The sequence below is a fragment of the Streptomyces formicae genome (genome assembly GCF_002556545.1).
GTDB classification, from domain to species: Bacteria; Actinomycetota; Actinomycetes; order Streptomycetales; family Streptomycetaceae; genus Streptomyces; species Streptomyces formicae_A.
Genome location: NZ_CP022685.1, coordinates 4344665 through 4358902, shown reverse-complemented (window position 1 = coordinate 4358902; position 14238 = coordinate 4344665). Strand labels below are relative to the sequence as shown.

Annotated in this window: 14 protein-coding genes; 7 read left to right on the top strand and 7 right to left on the bottom strand. The window is 72.4% G+C overall.

What is annotated here, in order from left to right; translation table 11 throughout:
- Positions 1-64: 64 nt before the first annotated feature.
- The 3 genes from KY5_RS18475 to KY5_RS18465 are packed head-to-tail and all read right to left on the bottom strand — an operon-like array spanning position 65 to position 3643.
- The gene (locus tag KY5_RS18475; RefSeq protein ID WP_098243300.1) at positions 65-1621 is read right to left on the bottom strand and encodes a PTS transporter subunit EIIC; all 1557 of its coding nucleotides are present in this window, start codon (positions 1619-1621) and stop codon (positions 65-67) included.
- A 54-nt stretch (positions 1622-1675) separates the two neighbouring features.
- Complete coding sequence (gene murQ / locus KY5_RS18470; RefSeq protein ID WP_098243299.1) at positions 1676-2662, bottom strand: N-acetylmuramic acid 6-phosphate etherase; 987 nt, start codon at positions 2660-2662, stop codon at positions 1676-1678.
- A 60-nt stretch (positions 2663-2722) separates the two neighbouring features.
- Positions 2723-3643 (bottom strand): MurR/RpiR family transcriptional regulator, encoded by a 921-nt coding sequence (locus tag KY5_RS18465; protein ID WP_098243298.1) that lies wholly within the window; start codon positions 3641-3643, stop codon positions 2723-2725.
- Between the two features lie 111 nt (positions 3644-3754).
- Here KY5_RS18465 and KY5_RS18460 point away from each other — a divergent pair, with 111 nt between their 5' ends.
- Both KY5_RS18460 and KY5_RS18455 read left to right on the top strand, forming a co-directional pair.
- A complete protein-coding gene (locus KY5_RS18460) occupies positions 3755-4111 on the top strand; it encodes a hypothetical protein (RefSeq protein WP_098243297.1) in 357 nt (118 codons plus the stop codon).
- Positions 4108-4374, top strand: coding sequence for a DUF4031 domain-containing protein (locus KY5_RS18455; RefSeq protein ID WP_055553643.1), 267 nt, complete (start codon positions 4108-4110; stop codon positions 4372-4374). The genes KY5_RS18460 and KY5_RS18455 overlap by 4 nt, the downstream gene beginning before the upstream one ends.
- Here KY5_RS18455 and KY5_RS18450 read toward each other — a convergent pair.
- The 3 genes from KY5_RS18450 to KY5_RS18440 all read right to left on the bottom strand — a co-directional run bounded on the left by KY5_RS18450 (position 4371) and on the right by KY5_RS18440 (position 7822).
- Positions 4371-5600, bottom strand: coding sequence for a Cmx/CmrA family chloramphenicol efflux MFS transporter (locus tag KY5_RS18450; RefSeq protein ID WP_098243296.1), 1230 nt, complete (start codon positions 5598-5600; stop codon positions 4371-4373). The genes KY5_RS18455 and KY5_RS18450 overlap by 4 nt on opposite strands.
- Positions 5601-6058: 458 nt before the next feature.
- On the bottom strand, positions 6059-7135 hold the full coding sequence (locus KY5_RS18445; protein WP_098243295.1) for a GNAT family N-acetyltransferase: 1077 nt from the start codon (positions 7133-7135) through the stop codon (positions 6059-6061).
- A gap of 42 nt (positions 7136-7177) precedes the next feature.
- A complete protein-coding gene (locus KY5_RS18440; protein WP_098243294.1) occupies positions 7178-7822 on the bottom strand; it encodes a hypothetical protein in 645 nt (214 codons plus the stop codon).
- 107 nt (positions 7823-7929) lie between these two features.
- Between KY5_RS18440 and KY5_RS18435 the strand changes: the two genes are divergently transcribed.
- Together KY5_RS18435 and KY5_RS18430 are read left to right on the top strand one after the other, a co-directional pair.
- Complete coding sequence (locus KY5_RS18435) at positions 7930-8607, top strand: maleylpyruvate isomerase family mycothiol-dependent enzyme (RefSeq protein WP_098243293.1); 678 nt, start codon at positions 7930-7932, stop codon at positions 8605-8607.
- A 61-nt stretch (positions 8608-8668) separates the two neighbouring features.
- A complete protein-coding gene (locus KY5_RS18430; protein WP_098243292.1) occupies positions 8669-9319 on the top strand; it encodes a CatB-related O-acetyltransferase in 651 nt (216 codons plus the stop codon).
- Positions 9320-9328: 9 nt separating this feature from the next.
- Here the strand turns inward: KY5_RS18430 and KY5_RS18425 are convergent, their stop codons facing one another.
- Complete coding sequence (locus tag KY5_RS18425) at positions 9329-10309, bottom strand: hypothetical protein (protein WP_098243291.1); 981 nt, start codon at positions 10307-10309, stop codon at positions 9329-9331.
- Positions 10310-10513: 204 nt separating this feature from the next.
- On the opposite strand from KY5_RS18425, the gene KY5_RS18420 reads away from it, so the two are divergent.
- From KY5_RS18420 to KY5_RS18410, 3 genes are all read left to right on the top strand, one after another.
- Positions 10514-12796, top strand: a complete 2283-nt coding sequence (locus tag KY5_RS18420; RefSeq protein ID WP_098243290.1) for a heavy metal translocating P-type ATPase — start codon at positions 10514-10516, stop codon at positions 12794-12796.
- Between the two features lie 132 nt (positions 12797-12928).
- Complete coding sequence (locus tag KY5_RS18415; protein ID WP_098243289.1) at positions 12929-13618, top strand: copper homeostasis protein CutC; 690 nt, start codon at positions 12929-12931, stop codon at positions 13616-13618.
- 87 nt (positions 13619-13705) lie between these two features.
- Positions 13706-14224 (top strand): DUF2165 domain-containing protein, encoded by a 519-nt coding sequence (locus tag KY5_RS18410; protein ID WP_098243288.1) that lies wholly within the window; start codon positions 13706-13708, stop codon positions 14222-14224.
- Positions 14225-14238: the final 14 nt, after the last annotated feature.

Sequence of the window (14238 nt, the reverse complement as noted above, 5' to 3'; positions counted from 1 at the left end):
GTGAGCCGTGGTGGGTCTCCCCTTGGTCGGAGATCCACCACGGCTCGTCAGAGTCTGCGCGTACCTAGACCTTCGCCGGTTCCTGGGCCGTAGTCGGGGCCGGTGCCGGAGAGCCCGTGCCGTCCGCGCGAGCCGCCGGGGACTCACCCGCACCCGCTCCCTCGGGCGCCACGTTCAGCTCCACCAGCATCTCCTTGCTGAAGCCGAAGAAGTACGTCGCGAAGAAGCCCACCAGGTAGCCGACAAGCAGGCCGCCCCCGTAGATCGCGATCGTCAGGCCGAGGCCCTTGTTGCCGTCGAGCAGGGGGAACAGGGCCCAGCCCGAGGGGCCGATCGCCGTGGAGCCGACCTTGTCGCCGATCATCGAGAAGAAGCCGATGAACGCGCCGCCCGCCGCGCCGCCCACGCACGCCGTGATGAAGGGGCGGCCGAGGGGGAGCGAGACGCCGTAGATGAGCGGCTCGCCCACGCCGAGGAAGCCTGCGGGGAGCGCCGACTTGATCGTCGTACGGATCGAGGTGTTGTGCTTGAGGCGCTTGTAGACCGCGATCGCGCAGCCGACCTGACCCGCGCCCGCCATCGCCAGGATGGGGAGCAGGACCGTGAAGCCCTGCTGCTCGATGAGGGTGGTGTGGATGGGGATCAGGGCCTGGTGCAGGCCCAGCATCACCAGGGGGAGGAAGAGGCCGCCGAGGACCAGGCCCGCGAACGCGCCCGTGTTGTCCAGGAGCCAGTTCGCCGCCGTGCCGATCCCGGTCGACACCTCGCCCGCAAGGAACATCAGGCCGAAGATCGTGACCAGGCCCGAGATCAGGACCGTGAGGGTGGGGGTGACCAGGACGTCGATCGCCTCCGGCACCCACTTCCTGCACCACTTCTCGATGTAGGTGGCGAGGACCGCCGCGCCGAGCGCGCCGAGGACGCCGCCCTGGCCGGGGGAGAGCTTCTGGCCGAACGCCTCGATGTTCGCTACGCCCGCGTACACGATGATCGCCGCCACCGCGCCGCCCAGGATCGGCGTACCGCCGAACTCCTTCGCCGTGTTGAAGCCGACGAACACCGCGATCAGCGCCATGAATCCGGAGGCGATGGCGGCGAGGGCGGGGGTGATGGCCGGCAGCCACTCCAGGTTGATCAGGAGGCCGTTGATGCCCGCGATGATGCCGCAGCCGATCAGGGCCGGGATCAGGGGGACGAAGATGTTCGCGATGCGGCGCAGGAAGAGCTTGAAGGGCGTGGCGTTCTTCGCCTTGCGGGCTTGCTTGATCGCCGCTCCCTGTGCCGCCAACTCCTCGGCTGTGAGGGTGTGTTCGGCGGGCGCGGGTGCGGGCTCGGGCTCGGGCGCGGTGGGTTCGGCCGACCTGCCCTCCGCCACCATGGCCTCGAACTCCGGGGTGACCCGGGCGACCGTGCCCGGTCCGAGCACGATCTGGTACGTGTCGTCCTCGACCACGCCCATGACGGCGGGCAGCGCCTTCAGCGCCTCGTCCTGGACCAGCGAGCGGTCGGCGAGGCCCAGGCGGAGCCGGGTCATGCAGTGGGCTACGGACGTGACGTTCTGGGCGCCGCCGACGAGGGGGAGGATCGCGGCGGCGGTGGCGCGGTTCTTGTCAGGTGCCATGGTGCGGTGCCTTGCTGTGCGGTGCCCGGCGAGAAGGACCGGGGCGAGGTTGGTTCAGGTGGTGCGGGGGGCGGCGTCGAGGGCCGCGCGGAGGTGGCCGTCGGAGGCGGCGAGCAGCTCGGCGGCCCGGGGGCCCTCGACCCGGCCGAGGATGGTGAGGATCGCGTTCTTCACCTCCCCGTCGGTGGCGGCGAGCGCGGCCTCGATCTCGTCGTCCCCGGCTCCGGTGGCGAGGGCGACGATGCGGCGGGAGCGGGCGCGCAGCTTCTCGTTCGAGGCGCGCACGTCCACCATGAGGTTTCCGTAGGTCTTGCCGAGCCGGATCATCGTGATCGTCGACAGCATGTTCAGGACGAGCTTCTGGGCCGTGCCCGCCTTCAGGCGCGTGGAACCGGTGAGGAGCTCGGGGCCCACGACGACCTCGATGCCGTGCTCGGCGGCGGCCGCGAGCGCGCTGCCCGCGTTGCACGACAGGCCGATGGTGAGGGCGCCGCAGCGCTCGCGGGCGTGCTCGACGGCGCCGATCGCGTACGGGGTGCGGCCGGACGCCGAGATGCCGACGACCACGTCGTCCGCCGTGAGGCCGAGCGCGTCCAGGTCATCGGCGGCCAGCTCCTTGCTGTCCTCCGCGCCCTCGACCGCCGTGACCATGGCGCTCGGGCCGCCCGCGATGAGGCCGACGACCTCGCTCGGGTCGGTGTTGAAGGTCGGCGGGCACTCGGAGGCGTCGAGTACCCCGAGCCGCCCCGCGGTGCCCGCGCCCGCGTAGATCAGCCTGCCGCCGCGCGCCATCCGCTCGGCCGTGCCGTCGATGGCGGCGGCGATCGCGGGCAACTGCTCGGCGACGGCGGCGGGGACGGTGGCGTCCTCGCCGTTCATGATCCGCGCGATCTCCTCGGTGGGCAGCCGGTCGATCTCGGAGAGCTCGGGCCGGAACGCCTCGGTGGTGAGGGTGGCGAGCTGGGCGCGGAGCTCGCCGTAGCTGTCGCCGGGCCCGGAGTTTCCGTTCGGGGCGGGGGTGGCGTCGGTGGTGGAGGTCATGGCTTCTGCGGCTCTTCCGTGTCTCGGGTGGGCGGGGGCGAGGGAGGTGGGGCGCGGGGGTCAGCGGCCGCCGCGCGGGCTGTGACGGTGCGCGAGCGCCTCGTACGACGCGGCGAGCGCGGGTGCCGCCGTTTCGTACGTCCGCTGCGCGACCCCCACGAACAGGCAGTCCACGACCAGGAGTTGGCTGGTCCTCGACGACATCGCGGCGGGCCTCAGCTCGCTCTCGCGCGCCGTGGACGTGGTCAGTATGTGATCGGCGTACTGCGAGACGGCCGCGCCGGGGCGACCGGTGATCGCGATCGTGGTGGCCCCGTGCTCGAAGGCGACCCGCAGCGGCTCGATGACGTCGCCCGTCGAACCGGAGTGCGTGATCGCGATCGCCACGTCCTTGGCGCGCAGCGTCACCGCGTTGGTGACGGCCAGGTGCGGGTCCGAGTGCGCGTGCGCGACGTGCCCGATGCGGAGCAGCTTCTGCGCGAGGTCCTGGGCGACGAGCCCCGAGGCGGCGACGCCGTAGATCTCCACGCGCCGCGCGGTGGCGAGCGCGGCGACGGCGGCGCCGAGCTGCACGGTGTCGAGTCCGGCCGCGGTGTCGGCGAGCGTCTGCTGCTCGTCGTACGCGAGCTTCGCCACGACGTCGGGCAGCGGGTCGTCCACGGCGATGTCCGCGGTGACGGCGGGCGCCCTGCCCGACTGCTGCTGGGCGGCGAGCCCGGCGAGCGCGAGGCGCAGGTCCCGGTAGCCGGGGTAGCCGAGCAGGCGGGCGGTGCGGACCACCGTCGCCTCGCTGGTGCCGGTGAGCTCGGCGAGGCCGGTGACCGTGAGCGCCGCGCATCCCGCGGGGTCGCCCGCGACGGCTTCGGCGACGCGCTGCATGGAGCGGGTCATCGACGGCGCGAGCGTGCGCACCTTGGCCGCGAGGGCGGCGGGCGCGGGGGGCGCCGTGCCCGCGAAAATTTCCTTCACGTTGTTGGTCACACTTGAAAGATATTTTCAGGCCGTCGTGCGGTCAAGGGTCCAAGGGCCCGGAGGTCCGGGGCCCGGTGGCCTGCGGGCCCGTGCGACGTGCCGTGGGGCGACAATGGCCCCATGGACGCGATCGACCCCCTGGAGCAGGCGTTGCACGCCGCCCGCGCACTTGTCCTCGCCGACCTCGTCGCCCGTGAGGTCGCCGAGGCCGAGGTCGTCTCACTCGTCGAGGAGGCCGTCGCGCACCGGCGCTGGTGGGTCGAGCAGTGGCCCGACGGCGTGGAGTACGTCGCGGGGCTCGTCGCCCAGGACGTCCAGGACGGCCTCCTTGAGCGGTACGGGCGGTGGCCGCTGTGCCCCGTGTGCGGCGCGGACGATCCGCACGCGCTCGACGTGGAACCGGAGCTGGGCCCCGACCCGCACTGGGTCTGCCCCAAGGCGGGCGTCGTCGTCGCGCCGGTGGGCGGCCTGTCATGACCGTCTACATAGACCCGCCGGTCTGGCCCGGCCACGGCCGCCTCTGGTCCCACCTGGTCAGCGACGTCTCGTACGACGAACTGCACGCCTTCGCGGCGGGCATCGGGTGCCCGCCGCGCGCGTTCGAACGCGATCACTACGACCTGCCCGCCGAGCGGTACGGGGACGCGGTGCGGGCGGGGGCCGTGGAGATCGGGTCGAAGGAGCTGGTGCGGAGGCTCATGGGGGCGGGGTTGCGGAGGCGGAAGGGGCAGGCTTCTTAGCGGCGCAGTTCCGGGGCGTCGGTGGGGATCGGTGCGGGCGTGTGCTCCGTTGCCGATGACGTCGTGACCACGCGGCTCGGCGCCCTGCGGTGCAGGCTGAGGGAGAGGGCCACCGCCACGATCGCCACCGCCGTCATCGCCGCGCCCGCCCACGCGGTCGCCGCGTAGCCGAAGTCCAGGTCGATCACCGTGCCGCCGAGCCACGGGCCGCCCGTGTTGCCGAGGTTGAACGCGGCCGTCGTGGTCGCGCCCGCCAGCGTCGGGGCGGCGCCCGCCACGTTGAACATCCGGGCGTTGAGCGCCGGGGCCGTGTAGAACGCGGAGACGCCGAGCAGGAAGCTCAGCGTGATCGCGGCGGCCGGGGTGGCGGCGAACAGGGCCAGCGAGACCAGGAACACCGTGGACGCGGCGATGCCGCTGAGCAGCACCCCGAAGAGGTGCGCGTCCGCGAAGCGGCCGCCGATCGCCGTGCCGACGAGGGCGCCCGCGCCGAACAGGCCGAGGACCGTGGGGACCCAGCCCTTCTCCAGGCCCGCGACGTCGGTCAGGAGCGGGGAGAGGTACGAGAACGCGCAGAAGACGCCGCCTGCGGCGAGGGCCGTGATCGCGACGGACAGCCAGACCTGGCGGTCGCCGTAGATGGACAGTTCCTTCCTGAGCTGCGGCTTCTCCTCGGGCAGGGGGATGCGGGGGATCAGCGTCAGGACGCCGACGAGGGCGATCGCGGAGGCGGCGCCGACCGCCCAGAACGCGGAGCGCCAGCCGAAGTGCTCACCGAGGAAGGCGCCTGCGGGGACGCCGAGGACGTTCGCGATGGAGAGGCCGCCGATCATCACGGCCATGGCGCGGGCGCGCTGGTTGAACGGCACCATCGCGATGGCCACGGCGGCGCCGACCGCCCAGAAGCCCGCGCAGGCGAGCGCGCTGATCACGCGGGACGCGAAGAGGACTTCGTAGGTGGGGGCGAGGGCACCCGCGACCTGGCCGAGGCCGAAGACGGTGATGAGGGTGACGAGGGTGGTGCGGCGGGGGAGGCGGAGCGTGGCTACGGCGAGGAGGGGGGCGCCTATGACCATGCCGATGGCGAAGGCGGAGATGAGGAGGCCCGCGCGGGGGATGGAGACGTTCATGTCGTCGGCGATCGGGGGGAGGAGGCCGGAGAGCATGAACTCACTGGTGCCGAGGGCGAAGACGGCGAGGCCGAGCATGTAGACGGCTATGGGCATGCGGGTGGGGGCGGTTGCGTTTGCGCCTGCGCCTTGGGTGGAGTTCGGCATATCTGGTGTGAACGTTGGGGCTGGGGGTTCGATTCCCTGTGCGGGTACGGGTGCGGGTCGCCTTGGGTTCGTCGTGGGGGCGGGGCCGCGGGGGTATGTGCGTACTCGCCGTCCCAGATGACCGCTACCGGACTTGCTTCCCTGCCTCGTTCACTGATGTGCTCCGTGCGCACATACCCCCACGTCCCCTCGGGCCGTCTAGGCGACTGCGGCCCGTTTTTAGGGGCGCGGGGAACTGCGCGAACCCCCGTGTGCCGCCGCGCCGGACGTGGTGAAGATGCCCCCGCCTCCCCCACCCACCCGGCAGGGAACCGCGCAAAACCCCGTGTGCCGTCGCGCCGGACGTGGGGAAGATGCCCCCACCTCCCCCACCCACCCGGCAGGGCCCCGTCGCCGAGGGAAACCGTTCAAGCCCGGCGCAGACCGTACGCGTGGGTGGAGTCCCGGTCCGGCAGGCGCGTCCAGCCGTTGCGGGTCAGGACCGATTGGGAAGGGGCGTTCGTGGGGTCGGTCCTGGCCAGCAGGGACGTTACTTCCGGGCGGGCCAGGGCCCACTGCGACAGCGAGCGCAGCGCCTCCGTGGCGTAGCCCCGGCCGCGTGCCGCGATCGCCAAGTCGTAACCGACCTCCACACAGCCCTCCTCGTCCGGCGCCCCGTGGAATCCCATGCCGCCGACGGCGAGACCGTCCTCGGCGCGGACGAGCGCGTACATGCCCCACGCGGGCCGGTGCACCCCGGACGCGTACGCCTTGGTCACCATCTCCGCGGCGACGCGCGTCCCGTCGAAGGGACCGCCCTCGATCCAGGTGAACCCGCCCGCGCCGCCCGACGCGAGATCGGCCGCCGCGGCGGGCGTGACCTCGGTCAGGGTGACGGGACCCGCGGGGATCGTGAGCGTGTTGTGCCAGCGCCAGCGGCCGACGGGGTCGCGCCCGGGGAGCGTGCCGCGCCCGGTGGCCCAGAGCAGGGCCGCCCAGTGGGTCTGCCCGGCGGGCGCGGGCGGCAGGTGCGGGAAGAGGTGCGCGAGCACCGCCTCGCAGAGCTCGGCGGGCGGCTCCGCGTCGATGCCGAGCGTCCGCGCGATGTCGTACGTGTGGAGGAGGACCTCGGCGACGCCCATCGCCGCGAAGCCCGCCGCGTCCGCGCTGCCGTGCGGGTAGGGGTGGTACGCCCGTACGCCGGGCGCCGTGGTCCGCACCACGGACGACAGGATGCCGCCGGACGCCTCGATCACCCGGATCGCGCCATCGGGGTCCGTGCCCTCGTCGAACGCGATGTCGAAGGGGACGTAGCCGGAAGCGGACCTGCCGGTCAGCTGCCCGGCGTACCCGACGAGACAGCCCGCGATGTGCTCCGCCGTCGCGAGGCAGTCCCAGTCGAGACCACCCGCCGACCCGCTCCAGTCACGGTCCTTCGCCGTGCGCAGCGTCTTCGCGGCGTACGCCACGGCCTCGTCGATCCTGTCCCCACCCATGAGCAGCATGCGCAGAGAGTACGGGAGGCCCCCTGCGCTTGGCGCCCGGATTTACGGGGCCAGCAGGTCCAGCTCCGTGGTGAGGTTCTCGCGCGCAGGTGTCTCCCAGTTGGCCGTTCCGTAGGGGGTCCTGAACAGCCGCGGGAGGGACAGGAGTTGGCGCAGGACCTCGGCCCGGCCCGAGCGGAACGCCTCGTCGGGCACGAAGGCGTACTCCTCGCGCACGGCGGCCGCGTACGCCGCGTACGTGTCCGGGGGCGACGCCAGGACCGCCAGGTCGGCGTCGCACAGCGCCTCTCCGTTGCGGTCGTCGTCCGCGGGGTCGTGCGTGACGGTGAGGCGCACAAGGCGGGCCACCTCGGCGACCGCCCGGTCGCTCAGGCCCGCCTCGGTCAGCGCGCGTTCGGCCAGGCGCGCGGAGCGTTCCTCGTTCTCCGAGCGGTCCGGCGCGTACACCGCGTCGTGGAACCAGGCGGCGAGGCGGACCAGTTCGGGGTCGTCGGCGTGCTCCTCCAGGACGTCGATGTGGTCGAGGACCGCCGCCAGGTGATCGGTGGTGTGGTACCTGCGCTGCGGCTCCGCCCAGCGCGCGAGGAGGCGCTCCGCGTAGGGGGCGGGGTCGGGGGCGCCGCCGTCCCCGGTCGTGCGGAGCAGGGTGGCGGCCCAGCGGGCGTGGAGGTCCTTTTCGTCGGCCATGGGGGAACCCTAGTCATCGATGTACCCCTAGGGGGGTACGCGGTGGTCGGCCGCGTTCTCCCGGGTGCCCGTTGCCAGGGAGCGGTCCCGCGCGATTGGCTGCGACCATGAATGCCACCACTGACGCGAACTACGAATCCGAGCGTGCCGGACGGCTCCTGCGGACCGAACGCGACCTCCTCATACCGCTGTTGAGGGCCGCGTCCGACGACGCCTACGCGGTGCGCACCTGTTGTCCCGGCTGGACCGTGCGGCACGTGCTCGCGCACTGCAGCTCCGCGCTGATGCGGGTGGTCGAGGGGCGCTTCGAGGAGGGCGTGTACTCGCCCGAGTCCAACGAGCGCGACATCGCCGAGCGCGCCGACTGGTCCAACTCCCGCGTCGTGGACGAGCTGGAGCGCGGCATGACGGAGGCGGGGCCCGCCATCGCCGCGGCCAAGGGGCACCTCGACGGCGTCGCGCTCGGGGAGTGGGTGCACGCCGGTGACGTACGGGAGGCGTGGGGGAAGCCGGGCGCGTACGGCGGCGCGGGGCTCGTGGACGCGCTGGCGCTCGTCGAACAGTTCAGCAGGGGCGCGCACGCCGCGTCCGCGCCGCATCTGCACGCGGACGTCGACGGCGTGGACGAGCCGCTGACGCTGGGCGCCGCCGACGGGAGGCGCCCGCCCGCCCGTTACCTCGGGGACGCGCCGACGCTGATCAGGCTGATCGCGGGACGGCCGCTCACGGGCACGCGCTACGAGCTCGCTGGCGCCACCGAAAAGGAGTTGATTCTCTTCGGCTGACGTGGATCATGAGGGGGCCGTCCGACCCGACGGGTGAGACCTCACGAGGAGCTGTTGCGCGATGCCGTCCGGTGCTGCCGTGCCCGCCGACCCGAACGTGCTGCACCCGATGCCGGGCCAGACCCGTGTGGTGCTGCTCAAGCCGCTCGTGACCTCGCCGTTGATCGACGTCGGCGACTTCTCGTACTACGACGATCCCGATGACCCGACCGCCTTCGAGACGCGGAACGTGCTCTACCACTACGGTCCCGAGCGGTTGGTCATCGGGAAGTACTGCGCGCTGGGGGAGGGCGTGCGGTTCCTCATGAACGGCGCCAACCACCGGATGGACGGGCCCTCGACCTTCCCCTTCCCGATCATGGGCGGGTCCTGGAGCGAGCACTTCGACCTGATCAGCGGGCTGCCGGGGCGGGGCGACACGGTCGTCGGCAACGACGTCTGGTTCGGCTACCGCTCGACCGTCATGCCGGGCGTACGCATCGGGCACGGCGCCGTCATCGCCTCGGGCGCCGTGGTCGTCGACGACGTGCCCGACTACGGCATCGTCGGCGGCAACCCGGCCAAGCTGATCCGTCGCCGGTTCAGCGACGAGGACGTCGAGCGGCTGCTCGAACTCGCCTGGTGGGACTGGCCCGTCGAGCATCTGACCGAGCACGTCCGCGCCGTCATGTCCGGCAGCGTCGACGAACTGGCGGCCGTGGCGCCCCGCTAGCCCCACCCGTCAGTGCTGGTGGCCGCTGTCCTTCCCGGCCCCGTCCTTCCCGGCCCCGTCCTTCCCGGCCCCGTCCTGCCCCGCGCCGCCCGCGTGCACCGTGAACGCCGCCGTCCTGACCTTGCCCTCGTGCTTGAAGTCCAGGAACAGGCGGTACGCGCCCTTGCTCGGCGCCGCCGTCATGAACGAGACGCCGGGGCCCGCCTTCGTCTTTCCGTCGCCGGGCTCGCCGTTCGGGTGTACGTGCAGGTAGGCGAGGTCGCCCGAGCGCAGCGCCACGAGGTGGCCGTACGCGCCGAGGTAGGGCTGGAGGTCGGTCACCGGCTTGCCGTTCTTCGCCACGCTCAGCGTGAGGTCGCCGCCCGCGCCCGTCTTCAGCTCGCCCTTGAGCGTGACGTCGTAGCCGTCCACCGTCGCCGTGGTGCGGTGCGCGGGCAGTTCCTTCGGCTCGTACGCGCCCGCCACCGCGAGGTCCGCGCCGAGCGTCAGGCCCTCCTTCGCGCCCTGGGGGCGGAAGTCGGCGAAGACGCGGTAGCCGCCCGCCTCGGGCAGCTCGACCGGGGTCGACCAGGTGCCGTCGGCTGCGCGGACCGGGTGCAGGTGGCGGTAGGTCGTCAGGTCGCTCGAGGCGACGATGAGGTGCAGCTCCTTGTCGTGCTCCGGCCGGTACGCGGTGACGTTCCTGCCCGTGGAGTCCTTGACGACGGCGAAGCTCAGCTTCTGCTTCCTGTCCGCCGTGAGCCGCGAGGTCTTGAGGTCGAGCGTGTAGCCGCGGTCGGAGACCTGGAGGCCGCCGGGTGGGGTGGCGCCCCCTCCCGTGTCCTGCATCCCCTCGTGCGACCCCGCTTCCCGCCCGCCGTCGTGTTCCCCGTGCCGGGCCGTCGGTGTCTTGTCCGTGACCGGGTCGACGGCCTTGCCCACGCCGTACGCGGTGCCGAAGGTCGCGGCGACGGCGGCGGCGAATGCGGTGATCCTCAGTCCGGTGTTCATGACGGCTCCCTGGTGTCCATTCCCCGGTGTGCATGTCCTCGATGCACTCGAAGATACCCCCTAGGGGTATGAAGTCAAGTCCGGTCGCGCCCTTGCGTTCGGTACCCCCCAGGGGTATACATGGATCTCGTCAGCAGTACCCACCCCGGGTATCAAGACGCCCGCCCCGGTGGGCCCGCCCACTGACAACGAGGAGCAGCAGACATGTCCACCACCACCCCAAGCCCCATCGAGGCGGCCGAGGTAGAACTCGCCATCGGTGGCATGACCTGCGCTTCCTGCGCCGCACGCATCGAGAAGAAGCTCAACCGGATGGACGGCGTCGAGGCGACCGTCAACTACGCCACCGAGAAGGCCAAGGTCACCTACCGCGGCGCGGACGTCTCCGTGCGGGACCTGATCTCGACGGTCGAGGCCACCGGATACACCGCGCAGGAGCCCACCCCCGTACGCGAAGGAGGTGACGGCGACGCGGACGGCGCGGCGGAGCGTGCGGCCGACGACGAGCTGCGGCCGCTGCGCGAGCGGCTGATCACCGCGGTCCTCCTCTCCGTGCCCGTGATCGCGATGGCGATGGTCCCCGCCCTCCAGTTCGAGTACTGGCAGTGGCTCTCGCTGACCCTCGCCGCGCCCGTCGTCACCTACGCCGCCTGGCCCTTCCACAAGGCGGCCTTCACCAACGCCCGGCACGGCGCCGCCACCATGGACACGCTGATCTCGGTCGGCACCTCCGCGGCCTTCCTCTGGTCGCTGTGGGCGCTCTTCTTCGGCACGGCGGGCACGCCCGGCATGACGCACCCCTTCGAGCTGACCATCGCGCGCAGCGACGGCGCGGGGAACATCTACCTCGAAGCCGCGGCCGGCGTCACCGCGTTCATCCTCGCCGGGCGGTACTTCGAGGCCCGCTCCAAGAGGAAGGCGGGGGCCGCCCTCAAGGCGCTGCTCCAGCTCGGCGCCAAGGACGTCACCGTGCTGCGCGAGGGCGGGCGCGAAGAGACCGTCCCCGTCGGTGAGTTGACGGTCGGGGACCGCTTCCTGGTCAGGCCCGGCGAGAAGATCGCCACCGACGGCAAGGTCGTCGAGGGCCAGTCCGCCGTGGACGCCTCCATGCTCACCGGCGAGTCCGTGCCGGTGGAGGTCGCCGCCGGTGACGCCGTCACCGGCGCCACCCTCAACGTCGGGGGCCGCCTGGTCGTCGAGGCCGGTCGCGTCGGCGCCGACACCCAGCTCGCCCGCATGGCCAAGCTCGTCGAGGACGCGCAGAACGGCAAGGCCGCCGCCCAGCGCCTCGCCGACAAGATCTCCGCGGTGTTCGTGCCGGTCGTCATCGGCCTCGCGCTCGCCACCCTCGGCTTCTGGCTCGGCAACGGCTCGGGGCTGACCGCCGCCTTCACCGCGGCCGTCGCCGTACTGATCATCGCCTGCCCCTGCGCCCTGGGCCTCGCCACGCCGACCGCCCTCATGGTCGGCACAGGACGCGGCGCCCAGCTCGGCATCCTGATCAAGGGCCCGGAGGTCCTGGAGACCACCCGCAAGGTCGACACGATCGTCCTCGACAAGACCGGCACCGTCACCACCGGCAAGATGACCCTGCTCGCCACCCACACCGCCCCCGGCAACAGCACCACCGAAGTCCTGCGCCTGGCAGGGGCGTTGGAGCACTCCTCGGAGCACCCCATCGCCCGCGCCGTCGCCACCGGAGCGGCCGCCGAGGTCGGCACCCTGCCCGTCCCCGAGGACTTCGCGAACATCGCGGGCCTGGGCGTCCAGGGCGTCGTCGAAGGGCACGCGGTCCTGGTCGGGCGCACCCAGCTGCTCGACGAGTGGGCGATCACGCTCCCCGCCGACCTGGAGCGCGCCAAGGCGGAGGCCGAGGCGGCCGGGCGTACGGCCATCGCGGTCGCCTGGGACGGCGAGGCGCGTGCGGTCCTCGAGGTCGCCGACGCGGTGAAGGACACCAGCGCCGAGGCGATCGAGCGGCTGCGGGCGCTCGGCCTCACCCCGATCCTGCTGACCGGCGACAACAAGGCCGTCGCGGTGTCGGTCGCCGCCGAGGTCGGCATCGACGCCGAGCACGTGATCGCCGAGGTCATGCCGCAGGACAAGGTCGACGTGGTCAAGCGGCTGCAGGCGGAGGGGCGCAGCGTCGCCATGGTCGGCGACGGCGTGAACGACGCGGCGGCGCTCGCCCAGGCCGACCTGGGCCTCGCGATGGGCACGGGCACGGACGCCGCGATCGAGGCGGGCGACCTGACCCTCGTCAGGGGCGACCTGCGGGCGGCTGCCGACGCGATCAGGCTCTCGCGCCGCACGCTCGGCACGATCAAGTCGAACCTGTTCTGGGCCTTCGCCTACAACGTCGGCGCGCTGCCGCTGGCTGCCTCCGGGCTGCTCAATCCGATGATCGCGGGCGCGGCGATGGCGTTCTCCTCGGTCTTCGTGGTCGGCAACAGCCTGCGCCTGCGGGGCTTCCAGCCGCTGTCCTGATCCACCCCTACGATGATGCCTTCCTGCACCCCGGTGCGAGCGACTCGGCTCGCGCCGGGGTGTTCTGCGCGTAGGCTGTTAATTGGACTAGACCTATGTGACTGGGATCGCGATCAGAAGGAAGAGACAGCCATGAGCAAGCGTGCAGTCCTGGAGGTGATCGCCCTCGGTGCCGAGGACGCCGTCGCCGCCCAGGCCGGGGGTGCGGACCGCCTCGAGCTGGTGACCGACATGGCCGCCGACGGCCTCACGCCGTCGCGCGAGACCTTCGCCGAGATCCGCGCCCGTGTGGACATCTCGCTGCGCGTCATGCTGCGCCTCGCCGACGGGTTCGCCGCCGGAGACGTCGACGCGCTCGTACGCCGGGCGGGCGAGCTCAGGAGCGAGGGCGCCGACGAGTTCGTGCTCGGCTTCCTCGACGAGGCGGGCGGCGCGGACCTCGCGGCCGTCGAGACCCTGGTCGACGCGCTCGACGGCTGCCGCTGGACCTTCCACCGGGCGATCGACAGGGCCGCCGACCGCGACGCCCTGCGCAAGCAGCTCGCGGACCTGCCCGGCCTCGACACCTACCTCACGGCGGGCGCCGCGGGCGGGGTCGACGACGGCCTTCCTACGCTGCTCGCCGAGGCGGCGCGGCGCGGGGAGCCGGGGTACGAGCCGCAGCTCCTGATCGGCGGCGGGCTGCGGCTCGACCACCTGCCCGAGCTCAAGGCGGCGGGCGTCGACGCGTTCCACATCGGTGGGGCTGCGAGGCCCGACGGGTGGGACGCTCCCGTCTCCGCGGCGGCGGTCGCCACGTGGCGGGCGGCGGTCGACGGCTGACCGAGGGCTGTCCCCGGCTGATCACGCAGTGCCCCGCGCCCCTTATACGGTGCACAGTGCAACTGTCATGATCAGGGAGGGGACTCCATGCCCACACCGAAGGACCGGGCGCTGCCCGTCGCGGCGACGGTGCTCACCGGGACCGTCGCGCTCTACATCGCCCTCGTGGCGTTCGGCAACATCACGGACTTCGGCACGAACCAGCAGTTCGTACGCCATGTCCTGGCGATGGACACCACGTTCAAGGACGACGACCTGATGTGGCGCGCGATCGATTCCACCGCGGTGCAGGACGCCGCGTACGTGGCGATCATCGTCTGGGAGACCGTCGCCGCGCTGATACTCATCGCGGCGACGGTGCTCTGGGCCGGGGTACTGCGCGGCCGCCGCCCCGTACGCACGGCCCGACTCGCCGGCACGGCGGGCCTGTTGATGCTCCTGTTTCTCTTCGGAGCGGGATTCATCGGCGTCGGCGGAGAGTGGTTCGCCATGTGGCAGTCGAAGAACTGGAACGGCCTCGACGCGGCGACGAGGGTGGTGACGCTGACGGGGGTGGTGCTCCTGGTGACCCTCCTGCCCTCCACCGACGCGGACAGCGCTTCGTAGGGGGGCGCCCCGTC